At 71.3% G+C, this 15572-nt stretch carries 13 protein-coding genes and 1 pseudogene; 9 read left to right on the top strand and 5 right to left on the bottom strand.

From position 1 onward, the window contains the following. Positions 1 to 55 precede the first annotated feature (55 nt). Positions 56 to 1333, top strand: coding sequence for an amino acid deaminase (locus B079_RS0102475; RefSeq protein ID WP_018544186.1), 1278 nt, complete (start codon positions 56 to 58; stop codon positions 1331 to 1333). 12 nt (positions 1334 to 1345) lie between these two features. Further along, positions 1346 to 2956: an N-acyl-D-amino-acid deacylase family protein gene (locus B079_RS0102470; protein WP_018544185.1), complete on the top strand. Its 1611-nt coding sequence runs from the start codon at positions 1346 to 1348 to the stop codon at positions 2954 to 2956. A gap of 28 nt (positions 2957 to 2984) precedes the next feature. On the opposite strand, the gene B079_RS0102465 is transcribed toward B079_RS0102470, so the two are convergent. Continuing rightward, on the bottom strand, positions 2985 to 3818 hold the full coding sequence (locus tag B079_RS0102465; RefSeq protein ID WP_018544184.1) for a trypsin-like serine peptidase: 834 nt from the start codon (positions 3816 to 3818) through the stop codon (positions 2985 to 2987). A 235-nt stretch (positions 3819 to 4053) separates the two neighbouring features. Between B079_RS0102465 and B079_RS0102460 the strand changes: the two genes are divergently transcribed. Further along, entirely contained in the window at positions 4054 to 4452 is a 399-nt protein-coding gene (locus B079_RS0102460) for a hypothetical protein (protein ID WP_018544183.1), read from the top strand. Between the two features lie 20 nt (positions 4453 to 4472). On the opposite strand, the pseudogene B079_RS31205 reads toward B079_RS0102460, so the two are convergent. Further along, positions 4473 to 5571: pseudogene (locus B079_RS31205) on the bottom strand (RNA-guided endonuclease InsQ/TnpB family protein); the annotation flags it as partial. On the opposite strand from B079_RS31205, the gene B079_RS34560 reads away from it, so the two are divergent. Both B079_RS34560 and B079_RS0102450 read left to right on the top strand, forming a co-directional pair. Beyond that, on the top strand, positions 5520 to 5882 hold the full coding sequence (locus tag B079_RS34560; RefSeq protein ID WP_078495849.1) for an Arc family DNA-binding protein: 363 nt from the start codon (positions 5520 to 5522) through the stop codon (positions 5880 to 5882). The pseudogene B079_RS31205 and the gene B079_RS34560 overlap by 52 nt on opposite strands. A 314-nt stretch (positions 5883 to 6196) precedes the next feature. Then, positions 6197 to 7027 carry an aldo/keto reductase gene (locus tag B079_RS0102450; RefSeq protein ID WP_018544180.1) on the top strand — a complete coding sequence of 277 codons (831 nt, stop codon included), beginning with the start codon at positions 6197 to 6199 and terminating at the stop codon, positions 7025 to 7027. Positions 7028 to 7053: 26 nt separating this feature from the next. On the opposite strand, the gene B079_RS34815 is transcribed toward B079_RS0102450, so the two are convergent. Continuing rightward, complete coding sequence (locus B079_RS34815; RefSeq protein WP_018544179.1) at positions 7054 to 7749, bottom strand: hypothetical protein; 696 nt, start codon at positions 7747 to 7749, stop codon at positions 7054 to 7056. Between the two features lie 137 nt (positions 7750 to 7886). Between B079_RS34815 and B079_RS0102440 the strand changes: the two genes are divergently transcribed. Continuing rightward, positions 7887 to 9098 (top strand): pyridoxal phosphate-dependent aminotransferase, encoded by a 1212-nt coding sequence (locus B079_RS0102440; RefSeq protein ID WP_018544178.1) that lies wholly within the window; start codon positions 7887 to 7889, stop codon positions 9096 to 9098. A 114-nt stretch (positions 9099 to 9212) separates the two neighbouring features. Then, entirely contained in the window at positions 9213 to 9626 is a 414-nt protein-coding gene (locus tag B079_RS0102435) for a hypothetical protein (RefSeq protein ID WP_018544177.1), read from the top strand. A 6-nt stretch (positions 9627 to 9632) separates the two neighbouring features. Here B079_RS0102435 and B079_RS0102430 read toward each other — a convergent pair whose 3' ends face one another. Continuing rightward, positions 9633 to 11465 (bottom strand): phosphoenolpyruvate carboxykinase (GTP), encoded by a 1833-nt coding sequence (locus tag B079_RS0102430; RefSeq protein WP_018544176.1) that lies wholly within the window; start codon positions 11463 to 11465, stop codon positions 9633 to 9635. A 383-nt stretch (positions 11466 to 11848) separates the two neighbouring features. Here B079_RS0102430 and trhA point away from each other — a divergent pair, with 383 nt between their 5' ends. After that, complete coding sequence (trhA, locus tag B079_RS0102425; RefSeq protein WP_018544175.1) at positions 11849 to 12532, top strand: PAQR family membrane homeostasis protein TrhA; 684 nt, start codon at positions 11849 to 11851, stop codon at positions 12530 to 12532. A 142-nt stretch (positions 12533 to 12674) separates the two neighbouring features. Further along, positions 12675 to 13403, top strand: coding sequence for a Mut7-C RNAse domain-containing protein (locus tag B079_RS0102420; protein ID WP_018544174.1), 729 nt, complete (start codon positions 12675 to 12677; stop codon positions 13401 to 13403). A gap of 116 nt (positions 13404 to 13519) precedes the next feature. Here the strand turns inward: B079_RS0102420 and B079_RS0102415 are convergent, their stop codons facing one another. Further along, positions 13520 to 15553, bottom strand: coding sequence for a thioredoxin domain-containing protein (locus tag B079_RS0102415; protein WP_026248275.1), 2034 nt, complete (start codon positions 15551 to 15553; stop codon positions 13520 to 13522). Positions 15554 to 15572 lie beyond the last annotated feature (19 nt).

Genomic DNA, 15572 nt, shown 5'->3' with positions numbered 1-15572 from the left:
CGACATACGCAATGGACGTTGCACAGATCGCAACGCCGCAGATCAGGAGGCTTTCATGGCCCGTGAGACCGGCACCGACCCGCTGTCCCGGCTCGCCGGGGAACGGGTCGACCACCGCTTCAAGGGCCTCCCGCCGGACGCCGCCGGACTGACCGTCGGCGAGCTGACCGCGCAGCGGCGCAACCTCTTCTCCGGTGACTTCTCCACCCCCCTGCTCGCCCTGTCCGCCGAGCGCCTGGAGCACAACCTCGCGCTGATGGAGGCGTACACCGAGCGGCACGGGCTCGCCTTCGCCCCGCACGGGAAGACCTCGATGGCCCCGCAGCTCTTCGCGCGCCAGGTGGCGCGCGGCGCCTGGGGGATCACGGTCGCGGTACCCCACCAGGTGTGGGTGGCACGGGAGTTCGGGATCGAGCGGATCTTCCTGGCCAACGAGCTGGTGGACCCGGCCGCGCTGCGCCGCATCGCCGCCGAGCTGAGCGCCGACCCCGGCTTCCGCTTCGTCTGTTACGTCGACTCCGTGCGCGGGGTCGAGCTGATGGACGCGGCACTCACGGGCACCGCCCGGCCGGTGGACGTGGTGGTGGAGCTGGCCGCGGGCGAGGGCGCCCGGACCGGCGCCCGGACGGAGGCGGACTGCCTGGCCGTCGCCGCCGCGGTGTCGGCCACGGACACCCTGCGCCTGGTCGGTGTCGCGGGCTACGAGGGCGAGGTGCCGAAGGCCGACCCGGAGCGTGTGGCCGCCTATCTGAAGCGGCTCACCGCACTCGCCACCGCCCTGGACGCGGAGGGCCGCTTCGCCGGGGCGGACGAGATCGTGGTGAGCGCGGGCGGCAGCGCCTGGTTCGACGCGGTGGCCGAGGTGTTCGCGGAGATCCCCGAACTGTCCCTCCCCGTACTGAAGTTGCTGCGCTCGGGCGCGTACCTCTCGCACGACGACGGGCACTACCGCAGGATCACCCCCTTCAACCGGGTGCCCGAGGAGGGCGCCCTGGAGCCCGCCTTCCAGCTGTGGGCCCAGGTGGTCTCCCGCCCCGAGCCCGGCCAGGCGTTCGCCAACGCGGGCAAGCGGGACGCGGCGTACGACCTCGATCTGCCCGAGGCCCAGGTGGTGCGCCGGGACGGGGCGGAGCGACCCGCCACCGGGGTCGAGGTGAGCGCCCTGTCGGACCAGCACATGTGGCTGCGCACCACAGCTGAGGCCGATGTCATGGTGGGCGACTGGATCGGCTTCGGTCTGTCCCACCCCTGTACGTCCTTCGACAAGTGGCCGCTGATCCCCGTGGCGGAGGCGGACGGCACGGTCGTGGAATACATCCGCACGTTCTTCTAGGAGGCCGGGGCCGTGGACCAGCTCGTCATCCGGGACGCCGACGTGGTGGACGGCAGCGGTGCGCCCTCCTACCGCGCCGATGTGGTGATCCATCAGGGCCGGATCGTCCAGATCGTCAAGGAGGCCGCGGCCTCGGGCTGCCAGCGCCCGCGCGCGATGCGCGAGCTGGACGCCGAGGGGCTGGTCCTCTCCCCCGGCTTCATCGACATGCACGCCCACTCCGACCTGGCCCTGCTGCGCGACCCCGACCACAGCGCCAAGGCCGCGCAGGGCGTCACCCTCGAAGTCCTGGGCCAGGACGGCCTGTCGTACGCCCCGGTGGACGACCGCACCCTTGAGGAGGTGCGCCGGGCCATCACCGGGTGGAACGGGTACGGCGACGACATCGACTTCGACTGGCGCTCGGTCGGCGAGTATCTGGACCGGCTGGACGGGGGCATCGCGGTCAACGCGGCCTATCTGATCCCGCAGGGCACCGTCCGCGCCCTGGTCGTCGGCTGGGAGGACCGCCCGGCGACCCCGGCCGAGCTGGACCGGATGCGTCGACTGGTCGCAAAGGGCCTGGAGCAGGGCGCCGTCGGCCTCTCCTCGGGCCTCACCTACACCCCCGGCATGTACGCCGAGAACGCCGAACTCACCGAACTCTGCCGGGTGGTGGCCTCCTACGGCGGCTACTACTGCCCGCACCACCGCTCCTACGGCGCGGGCGCCCTGGAGGCGTACGCCGAGATGGTGGCCCTCACCCGGGAAGCGGGCTGCCCGCTCCATCTCGCCCACGCCACGATGAACTTCGGCGTGAACAAGGGCCGCGCGCCCGAGCTGCTGACCCTGCTGGACGACGCGCTCGACGCGGGCGCCGACATCACCCTGGACACCTATCCGTACACCCCCGGCTCCACCACCCTCGCGGCCCTGCTGCCCAGTTGGGCGAGCGAAGGCGGCCCGGCATCGATCCTCGCCCGCCTCACCGACCCGGCGACGGCCGCACGCGTCCGGCACGACCTGGAGGTCACCGGCGCCGACGGCTGCCACGGGGTGCCGGTGGAGTGGGAGACGATCGAGATCTCGGGCGTGAGCGACCCGGCCCTCACCCATCATGTCGGCCACACCGTACGGGAGTTGGCGGACGAGCGCGGCGAGGAACCCTGGACCGTCGCGCACCGGCTGCTGGTCGAGGACCGGCTCGGCACCACGATCCTCCAGCACGTCGGCCACGAGGAGAACGTCCGCGCGATCATGCGGCACCGCGCCCACACCGGCGGCTCGGACGGCATCCTCCAGGGCACCAAGCCCCACCCGCGCGCGTACGGCACCTTCCCGCGCTATCTCGGCCACTATGTAAGGGAGTTGGGCGTGCTGAGCCTGGAGGAGTGCGTCGCCCGTCTCACCGCGCGGCCCGCGGCCCGGCTGCGGCTGCCGGACCGGGGCCTGGTGCGCGAGGGCTACCGCGCCGACCTGGTGCTCTTCGACCCGGAGACGGTCGGCGCGGGCTCCACGTTCGCCGCGCCGCGCACACTGCCGACCGGGATTCCGTACGTCCTGGTCGACGGCCGCTTCGTCATCGAGGACGGCAGGCGCACGGACGTCCTGGCGGGCCGGTCGGTACGGCGCACTCCGCTGTGACCACCCGGCCTCAACACCCCAGGGAAACCTACGGCTTGGGCAGCACGCACCCGGCCGCGCCCAGGTCCAGCCTGTTGCCCGTCGTGAAGCAGGCCGGTATCTGGTAGGTCTCCTCGGCGTAGTTGATGCCCTTGCGGACGGTCACCGTGCCGTTCTCGTCCACCTCACAGGGGTTGTTGACCGTGCAGCGCCCGCCGTCCTCGTTGCCGGTGTTGTTCACCGCGACGACCTTGCCGGTGGCGGTGTCGATCACGGGCGAGCCGGAGGTGCCGCCGATGGTGTCGCAGGCGGCGGTGTAGCGCAGCGAGTCCTTCCAGGTCCAGTCGCCCTCCTTGAGCCGGTAGACGAACCCGTCGGCGTTGCAGCTGTAGATCCGCTTCCAGTACCCGGAGACGACCTTGATGGCGCTGCCGGCCACCGGATGGCTGTCGTTCAGGGTGAGCGCGTTGATGCCGTACGCACTCTTGATGGCCGCGTAGGTGGTGGTCAGCCGGTAGAGGGTGACGTCGGTGTCCGTCATGGTCGAGTAGACGACCTGGTTGGCGCGGAGCGTGGCGACCTTGGTCCCGGCGGAGTTGAGCAGGCCGAAGGTGCGGCTGGAGGACTGGCCTGTGACGACCTCGCCGGGCTCGGGGAAGCCGGTCTCCAGGCAGTGCCCGTTGGTGAGCACGAGCGCGGGGTCGGAGTCGGCGGAGTTCGGGAGGCGGACGACGGAGCCGGAGCAGTTGCTGAGCGAGACCGTCCCGGCGAAGTCGACGGTGACCGCCTTGGCTTGGGGCGCGGCCTGGGCGGCAGCCGCCGGAGCCGCGCCGACCCCGGCGAGTGCCAGGGCGGACAGCGCGGCCAGGAGAGGCTTGTTCATGTGGGGGTCCTCTCTGCGGAGCAGACGGCCGGAGATCTTCCGGCCGTCCGTCTTGTCATGCGCATTGTCATGAGGTGGACAGCAGAGAACAAGAAGGCGTCCATTCACAGCCGCCCCGGCACGGACCCCCAGGGATTTGGTGAGGACTCTTTCCCAACCAACAAAACGCCAGGTCGGAAGGCAGGTCGACAGACCTCCCGGCCCACCCGCGCCCCGGACAGCAGGGACTACCAACATGATCGAAGCCGTGCCGGACCCGGCAACGGTGTACGCATTCGCTGAGGCCGATCTCCGGCTGAACGCGCAGCCCGTCGACTACGCACTGATCGCGGTGTACTTCACCTTCGTGCTGGGCATCGGCGTCCTCGCCCGCCGGAAGGTCGCGTCCGACGTGGGCTACCTCCAGACGCTCTTCGGGTTCTTCATCGCGCCGCTGTTCACAACGTTCACCCTGGGCATGTTCTGGAAGCGCGCATGCCCGGCGGCCGACAGCATCCGACTTATCGTGGGCACCGCCTCAGCGGTCACCATCGACCCGCTCAGCCTCACCGGCGTGTTGCACGCCTCAAGGCGGGGCGCCGGCTTTCTCGGGGTGCTCGCCGTCGCCACCGCCCTGAACATCGCCTTCTGTTGACTCCTCCCCCTCCCGGAGGAGGGGATTCCTGGCTCAGGCTGCCTCCCGGACCAGCGGTCCGGCAGGTCCTACGCCCTCGGCACCAGCCGGGTCGAGACCAGCCCGGACGAGCATCACGCGGGCGGAGTTCTTGTCCCTGGGGGATATGGCTCCGCACGCGGTGCAGGTGTAGGTACGTTCCGCGAGAGGGAGTGCGTGCTTGGTTCTCGCTCCGCACGTTGCGCAGTCCATGGTGGTGTGCGCGGGGTGGACGAGGCGGATGTCCCGTCCGTGTTTGCGGCCCATCTCGATCAGGGCCCGCTTGGTGGCGCCGATCGCCGCGTCGGCGGCCTTGCGGATCATGGTGGTCTTCGAGAGGAACCTCGGGCGGAAGTCCTCGACGGCAATCGCGTCGTGGTCGCGGACGACGCGCTTGGCCCATTTACGGGCGGTGTCCTGCCGCTGCCGCGCCACCTTCTTGTACACCTTCGCCGCCTGCGCCCGCGCCTGCCGGTAGCCGCGCGAGGCAGGCTGCCCCTTGGCGGGCTTCCGTCGGGCCATCATCCGCTGATAACGGGCCAGCTTCTGCGCTGCGGTCTTTCCGTGCTGGGCGTGGGGAAGGTCATGGGCATCGGACGTGGTGGTGGCGGTCTCCCGCACGCCCCAGTCCACGCCGAGGACGGCGTCTGTCGCGCGGAGCGGCTGGGTCTCGCCGGCGACGACGAACGAGGCGTACCAGTGTCCGAGGCTGTCGCGGTACACGCGTACCGACGTGGGATCGGAAGGCAGTTCACGGGACCACACCACCGTCAGTACGATCCCGCCCGCCAGGTGAAGGCGGCCGTCCTTCAGACGGAAACCGCGCCGTGTGTAGTTCAGCGTGGGGAGCGCCGCGCGCTTGCGCTTGATGCGGGGCATCCCGGCGCGCTACCGCATCGGCAGGTTCGCCTTGATGTCCTTGAGCGCCTTGGCGCGGGACCTGCTGAAGTCACGGATGGCCTGCTGCTGCGGCACGGACGAGCCCTCACGCAGCCATCCCATGGCCGTGCGGGCCTTGGTCAGCATCTTGTCGAGCTGCGCCGGGCCGCATGTCGTCTTCTCGGCGGCATCCCGGTTCAGGGCGTGGACTTTGCGGGACATGGCCACGCATTCGTTCCAGACCCACCGGCAGCGTGCCCATTCGGCCTCAAGGCCGGTGCGGGCGGTCGACGACACGCGTAGGCGGTAGGTGTACCGAGCATGCCCGGTGCCCCCCGACCGCTTTCGTGGTGCCGTCATGGCATGATTTTAGCGGGGAAGACGAGAAGCGGATCTCTCTCCGCCTGCCAACAAACCTGCACGCGCTCCTCGTTGAAGCGGCCCGTACCGACCGGCGGTCCCTCAACTCCGAGATCGTCCACCTGCTTGAGACCGCCCTCGGCCCGGCGGGTGGAGACGACCAATCGCCCTGACAGCGATTGGCCTATTCCATGCGCCGCTACGCCGGAGCTTGGGGTCTTCCCGCAAGCGGGAGGCGCCCCGGTCTGAAGGATGGGGCATCTCGAAGGAGACCAGGTCAACCTCTGGTGCGGCCGCGCGATGCTCGCCTTCGCGGCCTCCTCACCGCGTGGACGCTGCTGCGGCCCCTGCGCGAGCCTACGGACGAACCAGTACGGGAAACTCCGGAGACCGCGCCTGCCGCCTGACTCCCCGTCGTTTCTGCCCGGCGTCCGTCCTCACGGCGGCGGGCAGACGCGTCACCCGCCCCGTGAGACCGAGGATCCCCATGACCACAGCCCCCACCCACGTCCTCAACGACGGCGTGTCCCTCCCTGTCGTCGGATTCGGCACCTATCCGCTGCAGGGAGCCGAGGCGGAAGAGGCCGTACGCGACGCCTTCGCGGCGGGCTACCGCCTGCTCGACACCGCCGCCAGCTACGGCAACGAGGCCGCCGTGGGCCGGGCGATCGCCACCGGCGGGCTGCCCCGCGAGGAGGTGTTCCTCACCACCAAGGTGCGCGGGAGCGCCCATGGTTACGACGAGACGCGCCGGGCGTTCACCGAGTCCGCCGGGCGCCTCGGCGTGGACCACGTCGACCTCTATCTCATCCACTGGCCGCTGCCCCGCCTGGACAAGTACGTCGACTCCTGGCGCGCGCTGATCGACCTCCGTGCGGAGGGGCTGGTGCGCTCCATCGGGGTCAGCAATTTCACCGAGCGGCACCTCGACCGGCTGCACGAGGAGACCGGTGTGCTGCCCTCGGTCAACCAGATCGAGCTGCACCCCCGCTTCCCCCAGGCGCGGCTGCGCGCCGCCCATGCGGCCCGGGGCATCGCCACCCAGAGCTGGAGCCCGCTGGGCCGGGGCAGTGAACTCCTCGCCGAACCGGCCGTCGTGGCGGCGGCCGACCGGCACGGGGTGACCCCGGCCCAGGTGGTCCTGCGCTGGCACCTGCAGCTCGGCGCCCTGCCGATCCCCAAGTCCGGGTCCGCACAGCGCCGTCGGGCCAATCTCGACCTCTTCGGCTTCGCGCTGACCGAGGAGGAGATCGCGGCGCTCTCCGCCCTGGAGCGGGGCCGCACCGGGGGCGACCCGGAGACCCACGAGGAGTTCTGAGGAGAGCCGCCCGGCCGGAGCGCCCGTCACCAGTGATGCCGGTGCCGCCCTCCGCCGCCGCCACCGTACGGGGGCCGGCCGCCGGTCATGACGGGGGTCGGCAGGGCCGTCGGGAAGGTGACCGTCGCGGAGGGCACCTCCGTCGGCGGGGCCTTCTCGGCGGGGGCGGTGCTCGCGGGGGCGCTCGGGGCGGCGGACGAGGGCGCGGCCACCGGTGTGGTGGCCCGCAGCGGGGCGGCCGAGGACGGGGCGGCGGCGGGAGTACCGGCGGACGCCGAGGTCTGTGGTTCGGCCGCCTCCGGCGCCTTGGCCGACGCCTCGGACACGCCGGGGGTGACCCGGTCGGAGGTCGCCGGACGGTCGCCCCCGGAGGAGGACGCGACCAGGCCCGCGATCGCCGCGGCGGCCCCGACCGTGCCGACCACGGCACCGGCCACCGCCACCCGGCGGCGCCCGCCGCTGCGCCGTCGCCGCGCCGCCGCACGGGCGCCCTCCGCGGCGGCCGGGGCGGGCGGCGGCTCCATCAGGGGTGCGATGACCGGGAGTTCACGGGTCGCGTCGTAGGCCTTCTGCCAGCCGTGGGCGAGGGCCGGGTCGGCGTACTCGTCGTACGAGGGGGCCGCGGCGGGCTGCGGCTGGTACACGGTGGGCGGGACCGGGGCCGCTCCGTCCGCCCCGTGCGCGCCGTACGCCCCCGCCTCGTACTCGCGTTCGCTAGACATGATCGCGAATTCTAGAGACGTGGACGGTCTCCGGCACACCCCCGGGACGGGCCTCGGCGATACCGCCGCAAAACCGGCGCACCCCACGTGGTGCAAAACACCACGCGGCGCCCGCCGGGGGGCCGTAAGCTCGCGTCATGCAGGTGATCCAGTCGACCAAGCTCGCCAACGTCTGTTACGAGATCCGGGGCCCGGTGCTCGAAGAGGCGATGCGTCTGGAGGCGGCCGGTCACCGCATCCTGAAGCTCAACACCGGCAACCCGGCCGCCTTCGGCTTCGAGTGCCCCCCGGAGATCCTGGAGGACGTCCTCCGCAACGTCTCCACGGCCCACGGGTACGGCGACGCCAAGGGGCTGCTCGCCGCCCGCCGCGCGGTGGTGATGCACAACCAGACCCTCGGCATCGAGACCGACGTGGAGCACGTCTTCATCGGCAACGGCGTCTCCGAGCTGATCGTGATGGCCATGCAGGCCCTGCTCGACGACGGCGACGAGGTCCTGGTCCCCGCCCCGGACTACCCGCTGTGGACGGCGGCCGTCTCCCTGTCCGGCGGCACCGCCGTGCACTACCGCTGCGACGAGCAGTCCGACTGGATGCCCGACCTCGCCGACATCGAGCGCAAGATCACCGACCGCACCAAGGCCCTGGTGATCATCAACCCGAACAACCCCACGGGCGCGGTCTACGACCCGGCGACGCTCAAGAGCCTCACCGACCTCGCCCGGCGGCACAACCTGCTGGTCTGCTCCGACGAGATCTACGACAAGATCCTCTACGACGACGCCGTCCACACCCCCACCGCCAAGGTCGCCCCCGATCTGCTCACCCTCACCTTCAACGGCATGTCGAAGGCGTACCGGGTCGCCGGGTACCGGGTCGGCTGGATGTCCCTGTCAGGACCGCGCGCGCACGCCGACTCCTACATCGAGGGCCTGACGATCCTGGCCAACATGCGGCTGTGCGCCAACATGCCGGGCCAGCACGGGGTCGCCGCCGCGCTCAGTGGCCGCCAGTCGATCAACGACCTGGTGCTGCCGGGCGGGCGCCTGAAGGAGCAGCTGGACACGGCGTACGAGCTGCTGACGCAGATCCCGGGCGTGAGCTGTGTCCGGCCGAAGGGCGCCCTCTATCTCTTCCCGCGCCTGGACCCCAAGGTCTTCAAGATCAGGGACGACCGGCAGATGGTCCTGGACCTGCTGCGCGAGGAGAAGATCATGGTCGTCCAGGGCACCGGCTTCAACTGGCCCGAGCCGGACCACTTCCGGGTCGTGACGCTGCCGAACGTGGCGGACCTGACGGACGCGGTGACCCGGATCGGGACCTTCCTGGACGGCTACGGACAGCCGTAGCCGCGCGGGAAGCGGTACCGGCCGTGACAGCCGGGCCGCCGTCCGTGACTCGACTCAACTTTAGACTGAATCCAAGCTAGGATGGTTTCCTGTCAGCGCAGAGGAGGCCGTCCCATGTACGAAGCGATCCGCACGAAGTCGGTCCACAGCACCCCGGCGGCCTCGGACTTCCCGCACCGCTCGCGCGAGGAGGAGCTGGACATCCAGCTGGCCGGACACCTCGCCGCACTGCTCGCCGTCACGGACGAGCTGCGCGGGACGGTCCCGGACCCCGAGCTGGACACCGCCGCCGAGCGGCTTGCCGAGCAGGTGGCCCGGCTGCGCGACGGCAGGCCCCCGATGCGGGCGGTTCCGGCGGCGCCCGGCGACCCCGCGCGGCTGCACCGCCAGGCGCACACGCTCGCCGGGCGCGCCCTGGTAGTCGCCGCCTCCCGTGCGGACACGGCCGCGGCGATCCTGGCCGCCGAGCGGATGGACGCGCACGCGGGGGCGCCGACCGCGCCGAGGCAGCTCAGCGCGGCCCGCTGACCCCGCTCAGCCCAGGCGCCGCACCAGCGCGCGGTACTGGTCCCACAGCTCCCTCGGGGTGTGGTCCCCGAAGGTGTTCAGATGGTCGGGGACGAGTGCGGCCTCTTCGCGCCAGATGTCCCGGTCCACCGTGAGCAGCAGATCCAGTTCGGCGTCGGACAGCGCGAGTCCGTCGGTGTCCAGGGACTCCCGGGTCGGCAGCACGCCGATCGGGGTCTCGACGCCCTCGGCGCGCCCGTCGAGCCGGTCCACGATCCACTTCAGGACGCGGCTGTTCTCCCCGAAGCCGGGCCACACGAACCGGCCCTCGCCGTCCTTGCGGAACCAGTTGACGTAGTAGATCCTCGGCAGCTTCGCCGGGTCCTTGTCCTTGGCCACGTCGATCCAGTGGGCCATGTAGTCGCCCATGTGGTAGCCGCAGAACGGCAGCATGGCGAAGGGGTCGCGGCGCAGCTCGCCCACCTTGCCCTCGGCCGCGGCGGTCTTCTCGCTGGCCACGTTGGCGCCGAGGAAGACACCGTGGTCCCAGTCGAAGGACTCGGTCACCAGCGGTACGGCGGTGGCGCGGCGCCCGCCGAAGAGGATCGCGGAGATCGGCACACCGCGCGGGTCCTCCCACTCGGGCGCGATGATCGGGCACTGGTCGGCGGGGACCGTGAAGCGGGCGTTGGGATGGGCGGCGGGGGTCTCGGACCCGGGCGTCCAGTCGTTGCCCTTCCAGTCGGTCAGGTGCGCGGGCGGCTCCTCGGTCATACCCTCCCACCACACGTCGCCGTCGTCGGTGAGGGCGACGTTGGTGAAGACCGCGTTGCCCCACAGGGTCTTCATGGCGTTGGCGTTGGTGTGCTCGCCGGTGCCGGGCGCGACGCCGAAGAAACCGGCCTCGGGGTTGATCGCGTAGAGCCGGCCGTCCTCGCCGAAGCGCATCCAGGCGATGTCGTCGCCGATGGTCTCCACGCTCCAGCCGGAGACGGTGGGCTCCAGCATGGCGAGGTTGGTCTTGCCGCAGGCGGAGGGGAAGGCGGCGGCGACGTACTTCGGCTCCCCGTGCGGGGGCGTGAGCTTGAGGATCAGCATGTGCTCGGCCAGCCAGCCCTCGTCGCGGGCCATGACGGAGGCGATGCGCAGGGCGTAGCACTTCTTGCCGAGCAGGGCGTTGCCGCCGTAGCCGGAGCCGTAGGACCAGATCTCGCGGGCCTCGGGGAAGTGCGAGATGTACTTGGTCCGGTTGCACGGCCAGGGCACGTCCTCCTGCCCCTCCGCCAGCGGGGCGCCGAGCGAGTGGACGGCCTTCACGAAGTCGCCGTCCTCGCCCAGCTCGTCGAGCACGGCGCTGCCCATGCGGGTCATCGTGCGCATCGAGACGACGACGTACGGCGAGTCGGTGATCTCCACGCCGAGCGCGGAGAGCGGGGAGCCGAGCGGTCCCATGCAGAAGGGGACGACGTACATCGTGCGACCACGCATCGAGCCGCGGAACAGGCCGCCCTCTCCCCCGCTCCCCTGGAAGATCTCCCGCATCTCGTCCGGGGACTTCCAGTGGTTGGTGGGACCGGCGTCCTCCTCCTTCTCGGAGCAGATGAAGGTCCGGTCCTCGACCCGGGCGACATCGGTCGGGTCGGAGGCGGCGTGGTAGGAGTGCGGGCGCTTCACGGGGTCCAGCTCGGTGAAGGTGCCCTTGTCGACCAGCTCACGACACAGGCGCTCGTACTCGGCCTCGGAGCCGTCACACCAGACCACGTTGTCCGGCTGCGTCAGTTCGGCGATCTCGTTGACCCACGAGATCAGTTCCTGATGGGTGGTGGGGATGACGGTGGGAGCCGCGTTGTCGCGCGCCACGATCGCTCCTAGGTGAGGGTGTCCGTGACCCCGGTGGGGGTCTTCTTCCGTCGGCCCCGCAAGGGTGGCGTCGCACGCTCCCGGGGGCTGCGGCCCGGATGCCGCACGGCGACATCCCGGTGGGGTGGCCGCTCATCCGGTGCCGATCGCACTCATTTGATCATCCGACGGGACCGCCCATCTGTCCATAGGGCATCACAGGTGAGCGGAGTGAGCGCGGCCGTGCCGTCCGTGTTCCCGCTGGACAGCCCGGATGCGCTTTGCTTTTGCATGACACTTTGCTGGTGCATTCTTTACACACAAGGGCGCCGCCCGGCGTGAGAAGATGACCTTCAGCGCGCACCGTGGGGGTCTGATCCGTAACTTACGGTGCCGTAGGTACGATGCGGCTCATGACTGCGTCCGCTCCCGCCGCGCTCTCGCTGCCAGAGTCCGTCAAGCCCCGGCTCCGTGGCTGGCTGCACCTCGGGATGTTCCCGGCCGTGCTCATCGCGGGCCTGGTGCTCACCGCCCTCGCCGACTCCACCCGAGGACGGATCGCCTGTGGCATCTACGTCCTGACGGCATGCCTGCTCTTCGGGGTCAGCGCGCTGTACCACCGGGGCAACTGGAGCCCCCGGATGGACGGCATCCTGCGCCGCCTCGACCACGCCAACATCTTCCTGATCATCGCGGGCACCTACACCCCGCTCACCCTGCTCCTGCTGCCCGGCGCCAAGGGCCAGTGGCTGCTGTGGGGAATCTGGGGGGCCGCGGCGGCCGGGATAATCTTCCGCGTCTTCTGGGTCGGCGCCCCGCGCTGGCTCTACACCCCGTGCTACATCGCCATGGGCTGGGCCGCCGTCTTCTTCCTGCCCGACTTCCTGCGCACCGGCGGCATCGCCGTCCTGATCCTGGTGATCACCGGCGGCGTCCTCTACAGCGCCGGGGGCGTCATCTACGGCATCAAGCGGCCGAACCCCTCACCGCGCTGGTTCGGCTTCCACGAGGTCTTCCACTCCTTCACCCTGGCCGCGTTCATCGTCCACTACGTCTGCATCTCGCTGGTCGCCTACCAGCACGCGTAGCGCCTGTCCGGCGGATCACGGCGCGGGTGGGTAGCGGTGCCGGATCAACGCCGTCCCGCGTCCGCGCCATGATCCGCCGGGCAAGCCCCAGCCCCGCGAAATCCGCTGCGTACGGCGCGCGGTGCCGTGCCATGCTGGCGGGGTGAGCACACCCGCGATCCACGTCGAAGTCGCCCCCGGCCTGCGCCTGTTCCTCCCGTCGGCACGGCGCGGCGCGGGGGCGTGCGAGGTCGCCGTCGACGGCGTCTCGACCCTCGGCCACCTCGTCGAATCCCTCGGCATCCCGCTGACCGAGATCGGCACCCTGACCGCCGACGGCCGCGAGGTACCGCCCTCCCACCTCCCCGCCCCGGGCGAGTTGGTGACCGTCTCCCCGGTCGCCCGCCCCCAGCGCGTCCCCGGCGCCCCGCTCCGCTTCCTGCTCGACGTCCACCTCGGCACCCTCGCGCGTCGGCTGCGCCTGCTCGGGGTGGACACGGCGTACGAATCGCTCGACATCGGCGACCCCGCCCTCGCGGCGCGCTCCGCGGCCGAGCGGCGGGTCCTGCTCAGCCGCGACCGGGGGCTGCTGCGGCGCCGTGAGCTGTGGGCGGGGGCGTACGTCTACAGCACCCGGCCCGAGGAGCAGCTGCGGGAGGTCCTGGAGCGCTTCGGGCCCGAGCTGCGGCCGTGGACGCGGTGCACCGCCTGCGGTGGTTCGCTGCGCTCGGCTTCGGCGGAGGAGGTGGCGGATCGTCTTGAGGACGGTACGCGGAGGTCGTACGACGTTTTCGCAGTGTGCGGGGAGTGTGGGCGGGCGTATTGGAAGGGGGCGCATCATGCGCAGTTGGAGGCGATCGTGGCCCAGGCGGTGAGTTTCCGGCGGTCTTGAGGGCGCCTACTGGGGAGGGGGCGGGGAGCGTTGGCGGGTACCGGTTCGTCGTGGCTTGTCGCGCAGTTCCCCGCGCCCCTTCGGGTGACTCGCCTTCCCGGTGAGATCTGGGGCTGTCAGTTGGTGTTCAGGGTTGTTCTCAGGGTTTCCGGGTCTGTGGTGGGGGTGTCGCAGGTGAAGTGGCGGCAGACGTAGGCGGCGGGGGCGCCGGAGACCAAGGGGCGGTCGGCGAGGAGGGGGAAGCCTTCCGTGTCCGTGTCGCCTGCCGCGACCACCGCGCCGGGGGCGGTGCCCAGGAGGGCGGCGCGGTGGAGGGCGGCCGTTTTCGCGTCGGTGAGGGAGGGGCCGACGACGGCGATCTCGCGGGGGCCGTCGAGGAGGGCCTCGGCGGCGGCCAGGCCCCAGCCGATGAACCTCGGCACGCGGGGGCCGAGGGTCGCGACGATGCCCAGCGCCCGTTCGGCGGCGGTGCGGTGGACCTCGGAGCCGGTGTGGGCGGCGTAGCTCAGCAGGGCCGAGGCCGCGGCGGTCCAGCCGGAGGGGGTGGCGTTGTCGGTGGGGTCCTGCGGGCGGCGGATCAGCTGCTCGGCGTCGGAGGCGGTGTCGTAGAGCGCGCCGGTCTCCGGGTCGGTGAAGCGGGCGAGCACCTGGTCGAGGAGCAGCCCGGCGAAGTCCAGCCAGACGCCCTCGCCGGTGACGGAGGCCAGCGCGAGGAAGCCCTCGGCCACGTCGGCGTAGTCCTCCAGGACCCCGGCGTTGGTGCCGACCCGGCCGTCCCGGCTGGTGCGGGCGAGGCGGCCGTGCTCGTCGAGGTGCACCCGGACCAGCAGGTCGGCGGCTGCCACGGCGGCCTCGATCAGGTCGGGGCGGCGGAAGTAGGCGCCGGTCTCGGCGAGCGCGGCGATGGCGAGGCCGTTCCAGGCGGCGACGACCTTGTCGTCCCGGCCGGGAGCGGGACGCAGCGCGCGCTCGGCGAGCAGCCGTTCGCGGACGGAGGCGACCTGGTCGGCGTCGAACACGCCCTCCGTCTGCGGGAGTTGGAGGACGGACCGGCCGTGCTCGAAGGTGCCCTCCTCGGTCACGCCGTAGTAGCGGGCGGCGAGTTCACCGTCCTTGTCACCGAGGACCGCGCGCAGCTGCTCGGGGGTCCAGACGTAGTACGCCCCCTCGACGGAGCGGCCGGTGCCGTCGTCGCTGTCGGCGTCCAGCGCGGAGGCGAACCCGCCCTGCTCGGTGCGCAGTTCACGGACGAGGAAGTCGGCGGTCTCCAGCGCGACACGACGGGCGAGGGAGGAGCCGGTGGTGCGCCACAGATGGGCGTAGACCCGGCAGAGCAGCGCGTTGTCGTAGAGCATCTTCTCGAAGTGCGGCACCACCCAGTCGCGGTCGACGGAGTAGCGGGCGAAGCCGCCGCCGAGCTGGTCGTAGATGCCGCCGCGTGCCATGCGCTCGCTGGTGTCCTGGGCCATCTGCAGGGCGCCCTCGGCGCCGGTGCGGGCGTGGTGGCGCAGCAGGAACTCCAGCACCATGGACGGCGGGAACTTGGGCGCCCCGCCGAATCCGCCGCGCTGCGGGTCGTACTCCCGGGTGAGCCCGAGCAGCGCCTGCGCCTGCTCGGCGTCCCCGGGCGGCTCGGTGCCCTGCTGGGCGATCTCCCGCTGCGCGAGATCCCGCACGATCTTCCCGGCGACCTCGCCGACCTCGTCGCGCCGGTCCTCCCACGCGAGCCGCACCCCTTCCAGCACCTGCCGGAACGACGGCATCCCGCTGCGGGGCCGGGGCGGGAAGTACGTACCGAAGTAGAACGGCTCGGCGTCCGGCGTCAGGAACACGGTCATCGGCCACCCGCCCTGCCCGGTCGCCGCCTGCACCGCCTCCATGTAGACGGCGTCGATGTCGGGCCGCTCCTCGCGGTCGACCTTCACACTCACGAAGTTCTCGTTGAGGAAGTCGGCGGTGTCCTGGTCCTCGAAGGACTCGTGCGCCATGACATGACACCAGTGGCACGCGGAATACCCGACCGACAGCAGCACGGGCACGTCCCGCCGCCGCGCCTCCTCGAACGCCTCCGGCGTCCACGGCCACCAGTCGACCGGGTTGTCAGCGTGCTGCAGCAGATAAGGCGAGGTCACACCAGCCAGCCGGTTCATGCGATCCAGCCTCTCACAA

It is taken from the genome of Streptomyces sp. LaPpAH-108, from assembly GCF_000373625.1.
In the GTDB taxonomy this organism is placed as follows: Bacteria; Actinomycetota; Actinomycetes; order Streptomycetales; family Streptomycetaceae; genus Streptomyces.
This window is presented reverse-complemented; position numbering and strand designations above follow the sequence as displayed.